The organism is Streptomyces sp. NPDC003720 (assembly GCF_042875075.1).
GTDB lineage: Bacteria > Actinomycetota > Actinomycetes > Streptomycetales > Streptomycetaceae > Streptomyces.
In genome coordinates this window covers 65,492-83,216 of sequence record NZ_JBIANZ010000005.1, presented here as the reverse complement: position 1 = coordinate 83,216, position 17,725 = coordinate 65,492, and the positions used below count along the sequence as shown (strand labels likewise).

Below are 17,725 nucleotides of genomic sequence, written 5' to 3'. Positions count from 1 at the left end.
GCTCCTCCACGACGTCATTTCAGGAGGTCGTAGTTTATCGTCCAGCCCTTCTTCTCCAGCATGGCCTGGAACTTCCTGTTGTTCTTCAGGCTGTCGACCATGTCCTTGATGTGGGTGTCGTACTTGTCGCCGTACAGCTCGCGGATCTCGTCGATGTCCATCTTCATGGCCTGGTCCCAGCGCCCGGCGTCGATCAGCGCCCGCTGCTTCGCACGCCATTCGTCGCTCTCCTTGCTGGAGCCCGTGCTGGACAGCTCCCGATGGTCCTCGGCGTCCATGCGGATCGCGGGGCCCATTCCGGCGCCGCCGCCGTTCTTGCTGGTGCGGAACCCGGGCATGTCCAGATGGGAGTAGGACGCCTTCGCCGGGATGTGGTTGATCTCCTGGTCGACGGGGTTGATCCGCTCCTTCTTTTCGTTCAGGAGGTTCGCGGGCTTCATGCCGCTGTACCAGCCGCCGTTCTCGGTGCACCCCTTGGCGATCAGGCCCTCGGGGTCCATCCGGGTGTGCGGGTTCGTGACGTACGCGACCGGATTGGGCGCCGGTCCCAGGCCGAGCGGGTCGGGGCTCGTGTATCGCGCCGTGTCGGGGTCGTAGTGGCGCTGGTAGTTGTAGTGGAAGCCGGTCTCCGGGTCGTCGTACTGGCCGGGCAGGCGCAGCGGAGTGTATGCCTCCGCGTCCCTGTTCCAGCCCGTGGCGCCCCAGACCGTTGACCGGCCGCGCCAGGTGATCGCACCCTGCTCGTCGACGAGTTCGCTGGGCGCGCCCACCAAGTCCGTGACGATCGCGAAGAAGCGCGCGTCGACCTCGGCCTGGGGCTCCTGTTCGGGTTCGATGCGGCGTTCGAGCTGCGTCAGGGGGCGGTGGCCCTCGTAGTCCCATGTGGTGGTGACGTGGTGGGCCGTGTCCGTCTGCTCCGCCAGGCGGGTGCCGTCCCAGGTGAAGTGAACGGACTGCACGACGGTGTGCCCGTCGCCGGCGAGGCGGTGCTTGGCCGTGCGCCGTCCCAGCGGGTCGTAGGAGTACGTCCACCGGGTGCCGTCAGGGGTGACGCAGGCGATGAGACGGTTCTCCTCGTCCCAGGTGTAGCGCCAGGTGTCCGGCTTCTTCGACAGTCGCGTCTTCTGGCGCAGAGTGGTGCGGCCCGCGGCGTCGTATTCGTAGCGGATCCGTCCGGCGGTCACGACCCGGGTGCCCTCGTAGACGCGCTCACCCCGACCGTCCGGGCGCCCAGCGTGGTCGGGCCACTCGGCACTGATCTCGTTCCCGGCGCCGTCGTACGCATAGGACTCCGACCAGTTCTCGGCCGTGACGCGCAAGGGGCGTCCGACCGGATCGAGGTCGAAGTGCTTCCTGATGCCGCGCAGTTCGTCGGTGATCCGGTCCAGGCAGCCGTCGGAGCGGTAGCCGTAGGCACGGGCGCGCAGGGGCCGGCCGCCCGCGGACAGGTGTTGCGAGGTGAGCCGGCCCATGTCGTCCCACCCGGAAGTGAGGGTGACCGGTGCCTCGGCGGGTCCGAACCGGCGGGTCAGCTCCTTGCCCCACGCGTCGTGGGTGAAGGTCAGGGCGTGGCCGGAGCTGAGCAGTTCCGTGCGGTTGCCCACCGTGTCGTAGGCGAGCCGCGTCACCGCGCCGGTGGGGGTGGTGCGCGTGACGCGCCTTCCCGCGGCGTCGTAGGCGAACCGGGTGGTGCGCCCGTCCACGGTCTCGGCGACGACCCTGCCGACCACGTCGCGTTCCAGGGTCAGCGTGGATGCAGGTGCGGTCAGAGAGCTGACGCGGCCGGCGGCGTCGTACGTGTAGACGGTGCGTCGGCCCGCCACGTCCTTGGCGACGACTCGGCTCATGGCGTCGTACTCGTTGGACACCCGGGCGCCGAGGGGTGTCGTGCGCGAGACGGGCCGGCCCATCGGATCATGGTCGTAGGTGACCGTGCGCCCGTCGAAGTCGGACTCCGATGTCAGGTTGCCGTTCGCGTCGTAGGTGTAGTTCCAGCTCAGTCCTTGCGGGTTGAGGACTTCCGTCAGGCGCAGTTCGGTGTCGTACGCGAAGGAGTACCGGGCACCGTCCGCTCCGGTGCGGGCGGCGAGCCGGTCGAAGTGGGTGTACTCGAAGTAGGTGACGGCGCCGGTGGGGCCGGTGTGCGACGTGCAGTTGCCCTCCGCGTCCCAGGTCCAGCGCTCCTCGGTGCCGTCCGGTGCCACACGCTGGGCCAGCCACCCGTGGGGAAGCCACCGCAGCAGGGTGGTCGCGCCGCCGGGGGCGGTGGCGCGGACCGGCCTGCCGAAGGGGTCGCGCTCCACCGACGCGGTGTGGCCGAGGGCGTCGGTGCGGGAGAGTACGAGGCCGGCTTCGTCGTGGGTGAGGTGCTCCGTCGCGCCGGTCGGATCGGTCAGGGTGAGCAGCGCGCCCCGCGCGTCGTAGGTGAAGTGGGTCTCGGTGCCGTCCGGCGCCGTGATCCTCGTGCGGTTTCCGCGCACGTCGTAGGCCTGGTGCCAAGTAGTTCCGTCGGCCTCGGTGATCTCTTCCGGGAGGTTGAGCGCGTTGTAGCGGGTCGTCGACGCGGTGCCGTCGGGGAAACCGATCCGGGTCAGGTTTCCGCGCTCGTCCCAGGTGAAGCGGGCCGTGTTGCCGAGCTGGTCGGTGCGCTCCAGCAGGTTGTCGTAGCGGTCCCACAGGAAGTGGACGGTGTGACCGAGGGGATCGGTCTCGGAGACGGTCTGGCCGAGTGCGTTGAGCCGGGTGACGATGACCGCGCCGGTCGAGTCGGTGAACCGGGTGACGCGTTCGGCGGTGTCGTAGGAGAAGCGCGAGGACAGCGCCCCGTCAGGACCGATCGTCTCCACGACCCGGCCCTCCGCGTCGTAGACGTATGCGTAGGTGTGGTCGTTGCGGTCGGTCCACGACGTCACCCGGTGCTCGTCGTCGTAGGTGAGCCGCAGCGGTACGGTGTCGGAGAAGGACGTGACCTCGCTCAGGTCGCCGTCGTCGTAGCCGAAGGACGCGACTCTGACCGGTCCGTCAGCGGTGCGCAGTTCCAGGGCTGCGACCCGGCCGCTCGCCCGGTCGCAGGTGACGCGCACGTCGTAACCGCCGGCGTGCAGGACGGCACTGGGCAGGCCCTCGTCGTCGCGGACGATCTGCACGGTGTTGCCGTTGCGGTCCTCGATCTCGCTGAGCCAGTACAGGCCACCGGAGGTGTAGGGGCTGCCGACGAACCGGTGTGTGTGACCGGAGTACGGGTCCGTGGTGGCGTAGGTGACCTCACCCAGCGCGTTTCGGTCGACGTGAGTGAGCGGAACGCGCTCGCCCTCGACCGGCTCGACGGAATCGTCCGGGGAGGCGGGCACCCGCGGGTAGACGAGGAGCGAGCCGTCCTCCCGCGCCCAGACCGCGCCGCTGCCCGTCAGTTCCAGGCGTTCGTCGAGCGTCGAGGCCCAGCTCGGCCCGAAGCAGTGGCCGTAGCCGTAGCCGGACACATGGGTGCGCCGCAGGATCAGAGGCAGGATTCCGGGCAGGGCGAGGTCCGTCTGGGACATCACCATCTCGCCGCTGGCCACGTCGACCGGGTCGGTCTTGCAGCGTCGCCGGGTCAGGGCGACGGCCCTCGCGCGCGCGTTGGCCAGTGCGTCCTTGAGGGACCCGGGAAGGCGCTTGCCCGTGCCGTCCAGACGGGTGCGTCCGCCTCGGCCGTCACCGCCGCCCTTCCTGCCGCCGTCGATGGCGTCGAGTCTGCCGCCGATGTCGAGGTCCCTGCCCTTGTGCAGGCGTGAGGTGGCTTTCACCCGGTCCGGGACGGTCTCCGTGACGTGCTTGGAGATCTTCTTGAGGGCCTTCTCCGAGCCCTTGATCGCGCCGTGCAGCACACTGTCGAAGACCTGGGTGAAGGGGTCACGACCCTTGCTCCGGCCGAACGCTCCCTTCACCCGTCCCAGTGGGGAGGAGGCCGCGGTGTGCATGTCGCTTCCGTGCCGGGAGACCTTGCCGGCGCCATCCTCGAACTCGACATGGTCGATCTTGGTGGTCTTTCCGCCACCGGACGAACCTGAGCCACCGGCCGAGGCGAGCTGCATCCCGCCGTGTTTGCCTCCCCCGTGCCCGCCGCCACCTCCGTCCGCGGGCGGCATGGAGAAGGCTCCCTCGGCCAGGTCCAGGACCATGTCCTCGACCATCGCCTCCAGCTTGGCGTTGACAGGCTCGGTGACCTTCGCGATCACCTCGTCGACGATCCGGTCCACGGCCTCGTCGAGGATGCGTTTGACCACCTGGCGCATCGCCGCGATCTCGGCCGCACCCAGGACCGCCGACAGGCCGCCGGTCACCCAGGCGAGGCCGATCGACAGGCCCACCGACCCGGCCATGACGGCCAGTTCGGCCTCGGCTTTCGTCTTCATCCAGAAGATGATCTCTGCGAGCACGTCACAGGCGTCCGCGAACAGACGGGCGAGCTCGGGCAGTTTCTCCAGGTGGCCCGCCTTGACCTGGTTCCAGTGCTTCTCCATCGCGTCGACGGCCCAGCCCTCGGAGGAGGACAGGACACGGGAGAACGCTCTGTGCGCGTCGGCCCCGTGACCCTCGAACTTCTCCGCGAAGTCACGCATGGCGTCCGCCATGTCGCGGTAGTCGTCCTCATCGACGTTGGGGAAGTTGATTCCGATGAAGTCGAGAACTTCGTCCAGCCAGTTGGGCAGTGTGTAGCCCATCCCCCGTTGTCCTCCTCGCGCACCGGAGCCGTCACTTCGGCGCATTGATCGGATGATCAGCCTAATCAGCGTCAGGGAGGAATGAACTATCGGGATCGGCCACACACTGACGGCCGGGCGCACCTGACGGTGCGATCGCGACAGATCGTCTGTTCTGGCAGGCAGGACATGTGCCGGAGACAGCGCCGCGTCCAGCTCCGACCACGCGGGCAGCCTCAGGTGTGCCGGCACTATGCCACTGGCCCGCCCGACCTGCTCCACACCGCGGGTCCGCTCACACCGGGCGCTGCCCTCGCCGCCGTTCGAAGCCCGTGTACGAACGGCACGGTGGGCACAGCGGTGCCGGCGAACGGCTTCCCTCCCGACCGGCCACCCCTACGACAGCGGCGTCAACGAACCGCTGACCCTGAGCGCCTCCGAGCTGTGCGCCAACGCCGTACGCCACGGGCGGGTTCACGGCCGGCCCTTTCGGCGCCCACCTCCGTCGACCGAAGAGGACAGGTCCCTCGCGCGCGAAGTCCACCACGACCTTTTGCGGCTTTCGCGCCACTCGCACCGTCGTGGAGGTCCGGGATTCGACCAGGTGGGCGCCGATGTCCGAGGTGGGCGTTATTTTTGACGGAGATCGTCACGGTGCCGGCGCCGGCTGTCACAGGGGTGCCTGTCGGCGGTCCCGGATACCGCCTTGCCCGAAAGGTCCTCGTGAAGCCCACCCTGGCCTCCGCGCAGCTCCGCGGCAGTCTGACGCAGTACCTCACGACGACGTACGCACTGGCCGACGAGGACACGCGGCTCGCGCTGGAGCGGTTCCTCGGGGATCCCGAGACGGGCATCTTCCGGGGGCCGTACCTGCGGATCAGGACGCCGTTCCACCCTGCCGACGACGGGTGGCGGTCGGCGCTGGAGTGGCAGCCGTCGTTCAGGCCGTGGCGGCACCAGGCGAAGGCGTGGGAGCGGCTGAGCACGTACCAGGGGGCGGCCGAGCCGACCCTGGTGACCACCGGCACCGGCTCCGGCAAGACCGAGTCGTTCCTGATCCCCGTGCTCGACCACTGCCGGCGGCAGAAGGCACTGGGCCGGCGCGGGGTGAAGGCCGTGCTGCTCTACCCGATGAACGCGCTCGCCACCGACCAGGCGGGCCGTATCGGCGACTACCTGGCGCAGCCGGAGCTGGCGCAGGTGACGGCCGGTCTCTACATCGGCGACAAGCCGGACACGGACTTCCGGCGGGTGATGACGCGGCGCGAGGAGATGCGCCAGTCGCCGCCCGACGTGCTGATCACCAACTACAAGATGCTGGACCTGCTGCTGCAGCGGGCCGAGGACCGGCCGCTGTGGGAGGGCGCGGACCCGGCGTACGTGGTGCTGGACGAGTTCCACACCTACGACGGCGCGCAGGGCACCGACGTGGCGATGCTGCTGCGTCGGCTGGCGTCGGCCGTGGGCGCTTCGAAGCCGGAGCGGCCGCTGGGGTCGATATGCCCGGTGGCGACCTCCGCGACCCTTGGCGAAGGCGGGGGCGACACCGGGGGCATCCTCACCGTCGCCGAGCAGGTGTTCGGCGTGCCGTTCGGGCCGGACTCGGTGATCGGCGAGGAGCGGCTGAGCGCCGACGACTTCGTCGGGGACATCGACTACGAACTGCCCGAACCGCCCGGCCCCAAGGAGGTCATCGAGGTCTCCGGCGGCCCGGGCGTCGAGTCCGACCCTGACCGGCTCGACCTCGACGGGCTCGCCGCGCGGCTGCTGGGGCGGCGCGGCATGGACGCCTTCCAGATCGGACGGCTGCTGAAGAAGCACGACTTCACCCACGGCGTGCTCGCGCTGCTGAACGGCGAGCCGCTCGACGAGTGGGGGCTGCGCGACCGCATGGCCCGCTTCGGGTACGCGTGGGCGCGCACCGCCCGGGAGAACCCGCGGCTCGCGCTGGAGGCGCTCTCGCGGTTCGTGGCGCTGCTGTCGTCGGCGCGGGACCCGGAGTCCGACGAGCGCCGGCCGCGTCCGCTGCTGCACATCGAGGCGCACCTGTGGGTCCGGCCGGTGGGGCGGGTGCTCAGCGGGGTGAGCGGCCGTCCGGAGTTCCGCTGGTACGAGGACGAGCGGGCCGTCGCGCGGCGCTCCGCGCTCACCGCGGCGTCGGCGTCCGAGGAGTCGGCCGAGGGTGACGAATGGCCGGCGGTGGACTCGCGGCGGCCCGAGGCGCTGCCCGGTTCGGACACCGTGCAGCGGCCGGCGCAGGCCCATCTTCCCGCCATCTACTGCCGTGTGTGCGGGCGTTCGGGCTGGGCGGCGCTGTCCCCGGAGGCCGATCCGCAGAAGCTGGAGACAAGTCCGCCGAAGATCTGGTCGGCGTCCGTCGGACGGGACAAGCGGCGGCTGCGGTATTTCATCTCGGCGACGGCCGCCGAGGCGCGGGACGCCCTCGCGGCGCTCACCGGCGACGCGCCGAAACAGGCCGGCGGCGCCGATCCGCTCTCCGTGGTGGTGCTGGACGGGGCGCAGAGCACCTATCGCATGCCCGTCGCCGGAGACGGGGAGGGCTTGCAGGACGCCTGGTTCGCGCGGGCGATCCTCGAAAAGAAGACCGCCGACCAGGCCGCCAAGGACGACACCTGCCCGGCGTGCAACACCGACAACGGCATCCGGTTCCTCGGCACCGCGCTCGCCGCGCTGGCCTCCGCCACCGTCACCCAGCTGTTCACCGGCGGCCACGAGATCGCGCTGGCGCCGGAGGAGCGCAAGACGCTGCTGTTCAACGACTCCACCCAGGACGCGGCACATCGCGCCGGATACGTGGCCAACGCGTCGTACAAGTTCTCGCTGCGCTCGCTGCTCGCGCACCAACTGGACGACTCCGGTGTGCCGGTGCCGCTCAACGACCTCATCGGCGACGTCCTGGACTCCGTGGACGACCCGCAGACGCTCGCCGCGGTCGTCCCGCCGGACCTGCACGACGAACCGGGCGTGGACCGGCTGCTGTCCGGGCGCGGCACCGGGGACGCGCGGACCTGGAAGCTCATCGGGGAGCGGCTCGCGTTCGCGACCGTCATGGAGTTCGGGCTGCGCTCCCGGCTCGGCCGCACCCTGGAGCTGACCCGGACCACGGCCGCGGAGGTGGTGGTCGCCGACCCCGACCGGATCGTCGCGCTCGCCCGCGACCTGCACCTCACCCTGCCGGGGCAGCTCGGCCTGGACGGCGGCCTGCCCACGCCCGAGCGGTACATGGCGTACGTGCGCGGGCTGCTGGAGCGGCTGCGGCTGCGCGGCGGCGTGCGGCACCGGTGGCTGGACACCTGGATCAGGGAAGCGGGCGTCAACCAGTACCTGATCTCCGGGCAGCGGCCGGAGGGGATGCCGGCCTTCCCCGAGGGGTACGTGGCGCCGCCGAGGTTCCTCCTCGACGGGCCCAGGGAGAAGACCAAGTTCGACACCGTCACCGGCCGGGGCACCTGGTACCAGGACTGGACGCGGCGCTGCCTCGGCCTGGACACCGCGCAGGCGACCGAGTACCTGCGCCGGCTGCTCCCCGTCCTCGCCGACGAGGGCGTGCTGTCGGTGCGCACCGCCAAGGACCGCACGACCCGCGTCTACGGGCTGCAGCCGGGCCACATCCAGGTGCGGCTGCTGGCGGACGAGCTGGTGAACAAGGCGTTCGTGTCGTGCGAGGAGTGCGGCTGGCAGCAGGTGGTGCCGCCCGAGCGGCGCACCCGCTGGTACGGGCACCCCTGCCCGCGCTGGCGCTGCACCGGCATCCTCACCCCGCCGCAGCACACCCTGTCGTCGAGCGGGGCGGGGAGCGGCGGCTTCGGCGGCAGCCTGGAGCGCGACTACCGGGCCGACTACTACCGCCGCCTTTACCTGACCGGCGGCACCTACCGGGTCGTGACGGCCGAGCACACCGGCATGCTGACCCGGCCGGAACGGGAGCGCGTGGAGCGGACGTTCCGGCAGGGCACCCACTACACCGACCCCAACGTGCTGTCGTGCACGCCCACCCTGGAACTGGGCATCGACATCGGCGACCTGTCGGCCGTCCTGCTCGGCTCGCTGCCGGGCGGTCCGGCGAACTACGTGCAGCGTGCCGGGCGCGCCGGGCGCAGGACCGGCAACGCCCTGGTGGTCGCGTTCGGGGGACGCCGGGCCCGCGACCGGTACTACCTGGACGACCCGACCGAGATGATCGCCGGCGACATCGTGCCGCCGGGCTGCTACCTGTCGGCCGTCGAGATCCTGCGCCGCCAGTACACGGCGCATCTGCTGGACCGGGCGGCGCGCGGCGAACTCACCACCTCGGACGGCGAGCCGCTCATGCCGGTGCCGCGCCTGTCGTCGGCGCTGTTCGGCACCACCGGCTGGTGCCAGGACCTGTCCGACGCGGCACTCACCCACGGGGCCCGGCTGGTGGAGGAGTTCCTGGCGCTGTTCCCGCAGGCGCCCGGCGGCCCCGACGACGACCGGGGGGTGTCCGCGCACGCCGCGGACGAGTTGCGCGGCTACGCCACCGGCGGCATCGCGCGCGCCCTGCAGGAGGCCGAGGAGGAGTGGACGGCGCGCCGCGAGGAGCTGCGCCGCCGTATCGCCGCCATCGACGCCGCGATGGACGGTCTGCTCGCCGAGGACCGCGAACAGGGCGCCGAGCGGCGCGAACTGCTCGCGGAGCGGCGCGCCACCGGTGAGCTGCTGCGCGAGCTGAGCCAGGCGAGCGCGCACGGCGCCCTCGTCGAACTGGGCCTGCTGCCCAACTACAGCCTCACCGACACGACGACCTCGCTGGAGGCCACGCTCTACTGGAAGGAGGCGCCCGGGGACGAGGACGCGGAGACCCCGGACGGCGACGACGAGCGCCGGGACTGGGTGTACCGCAGCGAGGTGCGCGACTACGAGCGGTCCCGCAAGCTGTCCCTGACCGAACTCGCGCCCGGCAACAGCTTCTACGTCAACGGGTACCGGCACGTCGTGCGCGCCCTCGACATCGGCAGCCCGGAGCGGCGCGCCTGGGCGGTGTGGCGCCTGTGCCCGGCGTGCGGGTACGCGCGCACCCACGGCGATCCCAAGAACGACACCTCGCCGTGCCCGCGGTGCGGTTCGCGGGAGATAGCCGACGCAGGCTGTGTCCACCACGTGCTCCGGCCCCGGCGGGTGATGTCCCGGGACAAGCGGGACGACGCCCGGGTCCGGGACGACCGCGACGAGCGGGAGCGGAAGCGGTACGCGGTGCTCACCACCGTCGACATCGACCCGGCGCACCTGACGGCCGGATCGTGGCGGCACGAGACCGCGGTCTTCGGCGCGGACTTCACCCGCAAGGCCGTCGTCCGCACGCTGAACCTCGGCGTCGACCGGCAGGACGGCAGCAGCACCGTCCCGCTGGCCGGGGACGACGTGCGCCTGAACCCGTTCTACGTGTGCACCAGTTGCGGTGGTGCGACTGCCGACGGGCGGCCGGTCGTCGACCAGTCGCAGCACGCGCTCACCGCGTCCCTCGCCCGCTCCACCCGCGCCAGCGCCCACCACCAGCTGTGGTGTCCGCGCCGGCGGCTGCGCGGCGGCGGGGAGGAGCAGGGTGCCGGGCTGGACGTGCCGCTTCTGCTGGCGCACGAGCTGACGACGGAGGCCGTCCGCATCCTGTTGCCCGCGTCCGTGGCGCGGGCCAAGGAGCGGCTGGCCTCGTTCACCGCCGCGCTTTTCGCGGGCATAGCGGCCCGCTACGGCGGCGATCCCGACCACATCGACATCACCGCCGCGTCCATGCCCGACGGCGAGGACCGCGACTGGCCGCGCCGGTTCCTCGTGGTGTACGACCGGCTGCCCGGCGGCACCGGATACCTGCACCGCCTGGCGACCTCCGACGGCTTCCGCGAGGTCCTGCTGAAGGCCCGGGAGGTGATCGAGAACTGCGGCTGCCTGGAGAAGGGGCTCGACGGCTGCCACCGCTGCCTGCTGCGCCGGGTGCCGCCGGCCGACTACGACAAGGTCAGCCGCAACGAGGTCCGGCAGATGCTGGACGAGCTGCTGGGTGCGGACGGTGAGCGCTGGCGGACCTCGCCCGTCGCCACCACGCAGCACATCCCGATGCACCGGCAGGCCGAGAGCGATCTCGAAGTACTGTTCATAGACACGCTGCGGGAGTGGGCCGGGCTGCCCGAGAGCCGTGCCAGCGGCGACGCCTACATCACCCCGGCCGGCACGCACGCGCTGGACCTGCGGCTCACCGCGACCGACGGCTCCACGCTGAGCTGGCGGGTGTCCCAGCAGCGCGTCCTCGACGGCACCCGGCCCGACGTCCTCTTCGAACGGGTCGACGCGCCGGGTCCGCGCGTGGCGGTCTACCTGGACGGCTACGAGTTCCACGCCGGCCGGGAGCACAACCGGGTCGGCGACGACGCCGACAAGCGCACGCGGCTGCGGGCGGAAGGTCTCAGGGTCTTCCAGCTCACCTACGGCGACGTCAAGGAGTGGCAGCGCCGCGTGCGGGACACCGGCCACGCGGGCGCCGGCCCGGCCGACCCGGTGTGGGAGCCGTACGGCGACCAGGCCCGCGGCATGGCCCGCGCGTACTACGCCAAGGTGTGGGGCGGGCTTCCCGGTGAGCTCGCGGAGACGGTGTGGGTCAATCCGGCCGTGCAGCTCGTGGAGTACCTGCGCCGGCCGGACGCCAGGCGCTGGCAGTGGCGCGCGGAGGCCGCCCTCGCGGGTTTCAGGGGCGCCGGTGCCGACCCCGTCGCGCTGCCGGCCGACGTGCTCGCCGAGCAGATCACGACGGCGCTGCGCGGCGGAACACCCGCGGGGCCGCGCGGCCCGGTGCAGCTCTTCAAGGCCACCGACCGCTCGGGGCTGCCGCTGGTGTTCGCCGCGGACGGCCGGGCCAAGCCCCCCGCGTGGACCGGCATCGTCCTCCTCGACGACGCGCCCGGCGTCCACGCCGAGGAGGACGCGCACAAGCGGCGCTGGCGGGCCTGGCTGTACTGGTCCAACCTGCTGCAGTTCCTGGACGCCGGCGGCGGTGACGCCGTCCAGCTCACGACCGGCCGCCTGGAGGGGTTCCCCGTCGAGACGCTGGCGGTCACGGGCGGCAGCGGCGTCCTGGAGAGCGTGCGCGTAAGCCTGGCCACCACGGCGACCGCCGGCGGCGCGCCCGCGCCGGCCGCGACCACCGTCCCGTCGCCCAAGGCCCCCGCCGCGGCCGAGGCCGCTCCGGCGGGCGTCGCGGCGCCCGCCCGGGACACGGCGTGGGACCGGGTCGTCGAGTACCTCGACCCGGACGAGCCCGGCCTGCTCGCGCTCGCCGAGGCCCTCGCCGCCCAGGGCGCCCCGGTTCCCGAGGACGGCTACGAACTCGACGAGAACGGCTGGCTGGCCGAGCTGGCCTGGCCCGGCGCACGCGTCGGCGTCGTCCTCGCCCCGCGCCCACCGGAGGGCGAGGACGAGGATCCGGAGGCCGTCGACCGCGACCGTGCGTTCGCCGCGGCCGGCTGGGAGGTGCGGCCCGCCGCCGACTGGACCGTGGACGACCTCCTGCGCCGCCTCGACGGCGCACAACCATCCGGCGACCGCGAAGGTCGTAATCAGCCAGACGGCACCACCACGGACACCGGGGAGAACGAACAGCCGTGACCGGCAAGAACGCGACGCTGCGCCTGCTCGACAAGGCGGACCGGGAGATCCTGAAGCTTCCCCGCCCGGTCAAGGGAGCGATCTACGACTTCCAGCACAAGTTCAAGACCAACCCCGACTCCGCGGGCCTGCGGCTCAAGCAGTTGCAGGGCCACGACAAGCTGTACTCGGCGCGCGTCAACGACGAGTACCGGGCGCTGCTGCTGCGCCTGGCCGACGACGACTGGCTGATCGTCTCGGTCAAGCACCGCAAGGACGTGTACGCGCACCTGGATCGGCTCACCTACTCGGTCAACCGGGTCACCGGCGGCATCGAGTACGTGGACCTCCAGGTCGTGCAGCAGGAGGTGCTCAGTCCCGCGGCCCCGCGGACCGCCGCACCCGCCGAGCCCGCGGTACCCGCCGAACCCGCGCCTCCCACCGAGCCGGCCGCGCCCGCACCGCTCTTCGCTAAGTGGTCGGAACAGCAGCTCACCGACCTGGGTGTGGCCCCGTCCCTGATCCCGGTGGTCGCCGCGCTGACCACGGAGGACCAGCTCCTCGGGCTCGTCGAGTACGCGCCGCAGCTGACCGGCGAGGTGCTGCTGGCGCTGTACGACGGCAAGGAGTACGACGACGTCCTGGAGCAGGTCACCGCTCCCGTCGCGGCCCCGGAGCCCGTGGACGTCGAGGACTTCCAGGCTGCCGTGGAACGTCCCGCCACCATCGTCACCACGACCGACGACGCGTTGCGCGAGGCACTGGAGGGCGAGGACTTCGGGCGCTGGAAGGTGTTCCTGCACCCCACCCAGGCCAGGCTGGTCACGCGGGACTACAGCGGTCCGGCGCGTGTGGGCGGAGGGCCCGGCACCGGGAAGACCATTGTGGCGCTGCACCGGGTCAAGCACCTGGTGGAGCGGCTACCGGCCGGCCGGAACAAGCCGGTGCTGCTGACCACGTACAACAAGAACCTCGCGGCGGACCTGCGGTCTCGGCTGCTCGCCCTGGGCGGTGAGGCGCTGCTCTCGCGCGTCGAGATCAGCCATGTCGACCAGCTCGCGCTGCGGACCGTGCGGGAGGCGGAGCCCGGCAACCGCAAGCGGATCGTCGACGAGGCGCAGGCGGTCCGCGAATGGCGCTCGCTCCTGGACGAGCTCGGTCAGGACGGCTGGGACGCGGAGTTCCTGAACGACGAGTGGACGCAGGTGATCCTCGGCCAGGCCGTCACCTCCCGCACGGACTACTTCCGTGCCCGCCGTGCCGGACGCGGACGCACCGTAAGCCGTGCCGAGCGCGCGGAGATCTGGCAGCTCACCGAGCGGTTCACCCAGCGCCTGGACCGGCTCGGAGTGCAGACGTGGGACCAGGTCGCGGAGCGCGCGGCGCAACTCGAGGTGGAACGCGCCCGGCGCATCCAGGCCATCGACCGGCGGCGTGAGGAGGCGGGCGGCCTCGACAACATCCACGTCGCCGACGGCTCGGGAGGCTGGCTGCGCTACCGGTACCGGCACATCGTGGTCGACGAGGCCCAGGACCTGAGGCCTGCGCACTGGAAGATGCTGCGCGCGATGACCGCTCCGGACCGCAACGACCTCTTCCTGGTCGGCGACACCCACCAGCGCATCTACAAGAACCAGGTGACCCTCGGCAGCCTCGGCATCAACATCCGCGGCCGGTCGTCGAAGCTGTCGCTGAGCTACCGCACCACCCGGCAGATCCTGCGCTCCGCACTGAACGTGCTCGGCGACGAGACGTACGACGACCTCGACGGCAGCACGGAGACACTGGCCGGGTACCGTTCGGTCCTCAGCGGCGCCCTCCCGGACCTGCACCGGCTGAGCGACTGGCAGGACGAGCGCGAGGCGATCACCGCGCTGATCGAGTCCTGGGGCCAGGTGCCGCACGAGCGGATCGCCATCGCCGTACCGACCAACCAGATGGCGAGCGAAGCCGCGTACACACTGGCCCAGCACGGTATCCGCGCCTTGGAGATCGGCCCGGACGGGCCCCGTGGCGACAGCGGCGTCCACATCGGCACGATGTTCCGCTTCAAGGGGCTCGAGTACCAGCGCATGATCATCGCGGGTGTGGCCGACGGGCTGGTGCCGCGTGCGAGCGTCCAGCAGCGGCGCACCACGGACCCGGCGCGGTACCGGACGGAGATGCAGCGCGCTCGGTCCCTGCTCTTCGTGGCGGCCACGCGCGCCCGGGACAGCCTGGACATCTTCTGGCACGGAGAGCCCAGCCCGTTCCTCGCGGAGCTGATCAGGGTCCGGCCGCCGGTCGCGGCGTGACCGGCGCGATGATTGTGCCGGGACTCGTTTCGGCTAACGCGGCATGATCGGCCCTTGGGGCACCAGGAACGGCCGCCGGGGATCCTCCGGCGGCATCCTCCTGGTCGCCAGCGCGGGATCGGGTACCGGCAGGTGCGCGGCGAGGGCCGTGTAGACCTCCGCCGCACCACCGGGACGATCCTCGCACCGCTTGGCCAGCAGTGCGTGCAGCAGGTCCTGCAGCGCGGCCGGGGCCTCGACACCGCGGTCGGCCAGGCGGGGAGGAGGCGCGGTGAGGTGCTGGGTCACCAGCTCGGCGGGGACCCTGCCGTAGAAGGGCGGCCGGCCGGTGAGCATGTAGTGCAGCAGACACCCCACCGCGTACAGATCGCTGCTGTCGTTCAAGGGGCTGTCGCCGGCCAGCAGTTCCGGCGAGGCGTAGGACACGTTGCCGAGTGTCTCGCCCGTCATGGTGAGCCGCGGGTCGGTGTCGGACAGGACCTTCACGAGTCCGAAGTCGAGAATCTTCACCAGACCGCTGGTGGACACCATGACGTTCTGGGGCTTGAGGTCGCGGTGCACCAGGCCGGCGGCGTGCGCGGCGGAGAGACCGGAACACAGTTGCGCGGCCACGGAGACCGCGGCCGGCACGGTCAGGCGCCCGTCGTCGGAGCCGTCGACGACGTTGTCGAGCGTCGTCCCGTCGACGAGTTGCATCACCAGGCAGCAGACGTCCTCGGTGACGGCCGCGTCGTACACGGTGGTGATGTTGGCGTGATCCAGCCGAGCGGCGGCTTTGGCTTCCCTCTCGAAGCGTGCCAGGGCGGTGGGGCGCCAGTCCGGCAGGGCCAGGAGATCCGCGGCGACGGTCTTCACCGCGACAGGACGCTCCAGATACACGTCCGTCCCCTGCCAGACGTGCCCCATCGCACCTCTGCCCAGGACCCCGTCCAACCGGTACCTGCCGCGCAGAACCCTGCCCGCAGCGAACTGCTCCACGTCCACGTCCCTCGGTGAGCCCAGCGGTGTTCCAGTGCACGAACCGGCAGGCCGGAGGCTCCCCTCTCAGCGGTCCGCGTGCGAGAAGTCAACCAGCCTCCGACCCGGGTGAGAAAACCGGTCCGTTCCCTTCCCCGCGTCCGAGCAAGCGGGAGGAGCAGGATTCCTCCACACTTCCGTCAGCCTTTTGCACATCCGGAATGTCGACGCGGCACATGGCAGGGGCGTCCCGGGCGGCGCCTGCCTTCAGACAACACGGGGCGCGCAACGGTTGCGGAGAGGCGGGTGGACGTTATCGATTCCGTACCGGGGCGTGCCCATGCCGTGCCCCGGTGCCTGGGGGTCGCTTCCCGCCTGCCCTCGCGTACGCGGCCCGCCGGGCATACGCCCTGTCGACGGCTGCCTGGTGGAGACCAAGCACGTGCAGGGCCCGAACTGCACCAAGCGCAGCGGCTCCTACGCTGGCCCGCCGGTTCGCCCGGCGGCCCGGCGCGCCGTCGGGGCGGACGGCCGCGGCGCGTGTGGCCCTCGTGACGGATCCGCGAGGCACCCGTGAACAAGGGCGTCGTTCGAGGTGTCCTTCGCCACAGCACTGATGCAAAGTAACGGCAGTCGGCCACGCCCGCGCAGCCCGTGATCACGGCGTTCCACGGCGATTCAGCACGGCACACACCCTCGGTCCGGCTCACCGACGGCGACAACCCGCCCCAACCGTCCTCCTATGATCGTTGAACAGTTGACATCATCGCGCCTGCAACCAGCTTCAGGCGTGCATGGGCAACCGCGGAACACGACGCAGGTACGGGGTCCCGCGGTGGCGAAACGTGCGAGGAAAGGTGAACAGCATGGCCCTCGGACTGCTCCGGCGTCGGCGTTCCCGCGACGCTTCCGGCACGGCGCCGGGCCTGGCGGTGCCCCTGCCGGCCGGCGCGGGCGCGTACGGCTGCGAGGTCGTCGATCCCCTGGGGCAGCCGATGCCCGGCGCCGAAGTCACGGTGACCGCGCTGGACAGCCACCGCGTCGTCGCGCGCGGCACCACGGACCCGTACGGCCTGTTCACGGCGGCACTGCCACCCGGCGCCTACAGCGTGATGACCTCGGCGGAAGGCCTCACCCCGGCCCGCAGCAACGTCGACATAGCCGCCGGCGCCGTGCTCCCCCCGGCCCGCGTCGCGCTCCTTCCGGCCCGTCAGCTGGAACTCCCCCCGGCCGGCACCTGGTTGTTCGATCCGCCGCACACCGCGATCCGGTTCATCGCCAAGCACGTCGGAATGGCCCACGTCCACGGCCGCTTCACCCGCTTCACCGGCGGCATCCGCGTCACCCCGGACGTGACCGACTCCCAGGTCTCGGTGCGCATCGACGCATCCAGCATCGCCACGGGCAACAAGACCCGCGACAAACACCTGCGTTCGGCCGACTTCCTGGACGTCGAGCGCTACCCGTACATCGACTTCACCAGCAACCGCTTCGTCTACCGCGGCGGCTCCCGCTGGACCCTGAACGGCACGCTCACCATGCACGGCACCAGCCGTTCGGTGGGCCTGGACACGACGTACCTCGGCACGGTGAACGGCGGCTACGAACAGGAGCTGCGCTGCGCGGCCCTGGCGAAGGCGGAGCTGCACCGCGAGGACTTCACCCTCAACTGGCGCTCCATGCTGGCCCGCGGCATCGCGGTCGTCGGCCCGACCGTACAACTCGAACTGGACGTACAGGCGATGTACCGCAACGCCGAGACGCCCACGCCGCCGGAGTAGGGAATGCGCGGGCCGATCGGGGGTGTCCGAACACCCTGACACCTCAGGGCCGACCGCCAATTCGGCGAACGCCACGGACTGGCCCCGGCCGGGACTTCCAAACCCCAATGCGGAGTCCGATCACGAGTTGCTCCTCGTTATCGCTCCGGTCGACAACTGGGCGTCACCGACGGCCACTAGCCCGGCAGATTGGTGTGAGCGGCCGTGAAGGTGTCGCAAGCCTCAGCCGGTCGGCGAGGTGGAAAGTCGAGGCGCGCGCCGGGGCGCATCGAAGGCTATGAAGGATTCTCGTCGGGAGGGAACGGATGGCGGAGCGCGCGGGACTCGCCCCAGCCGGGCACGGCAGCCAGCGCCCGTCGAGCGTCATGCCCGACAGGATCGGCGCGCCGCCCGGCGC

At 71.4% G+C, this 17,725-nt stretch carries 5 protein-coding genes; 3 read left to right on the top strand and 2 right to left on the bottom strand.

Going from position 1 to position 17,725, the window contains the following annotated elements; all coding sequences use genetic code 11:
* Positions 1–14: 14 nt before the first annotated feature.
* Positions 15–4,703, bottom strand: a complete 4,689-nt coding sequence (locus ACFYU0_RS14960) for a DUF6531 domain-containing protein (protein ID WP_389301051.1) — start codon at positions 4,701–4,703, stop codon at positions 15–17.
* Between the two features lie 702 nt (positions 4,704–5,405).
* Here ACFYU0_RS14960 and ACFYU0_RS14955 point away from each other — a divergent pair.
* Together ACFYU0_RS14955 and ACFYU0_RS14950 are read left to right on the top strand one after the other, a co-directional pair.
* Positions 5,406–12,317, top strand: a complete 6,912-nt coding sequence (locus ACFYU0_RS14955; protein WP_389301049.1) for a DEAD/DEAH box helicase — start codon at positions 5,406–5,408, stop codon at positions 12,315–12,317.
* A complete protein-coding gene (locus ACFYU0_RS14950; protein ID WP_389301046.1) occupies positions 12,314–14,590 on the top strand; it encodes a UvrD-helicase domain-containing protein in 2,277 nt (758 codons plus the stop codon). Before ACFYU0_RS14955 ends, ACFYU0_RS14950 begins: the two co-directional genes overlap by 4 nt.
* A gap of 33 nt (positions 14,591–14,623) precedes the next feature.
* On the opposite strand, the gene ACFYU0_RS14945 is transcribed toward ACFYU0_RS14950, so the two are convergent.
* Positions 14,624–15,568 carry a serine/threonine-protein kinase gene (locus ACFYU0_RS14945; protein WP_389301044.1) on the bottom strand — a complete coding sequence of 315 codons (945 nt, stop codon included), beginning with the start codon at positions 15,566–15,568 and terminating at the stop codon, positions 14,624–14,626.
* An 845-nt stretch (positions 15,569–16,413) separates the two neighbouring features.
* Between ACFYU0_RS14945 and ACFYU0_RS14940 the strand changes: the two genes are divergently transcribed.
* Entirely contained in the window at positions 16,414–17,328 is a 915-nt protein-coding gene (locus ACFYU0_RS14940; protein ID WP_389301041.1) for a YceI family protein, read from the top strand.
* Positions 17,329–17,725 lie beyond the last annotated feature (397 nt).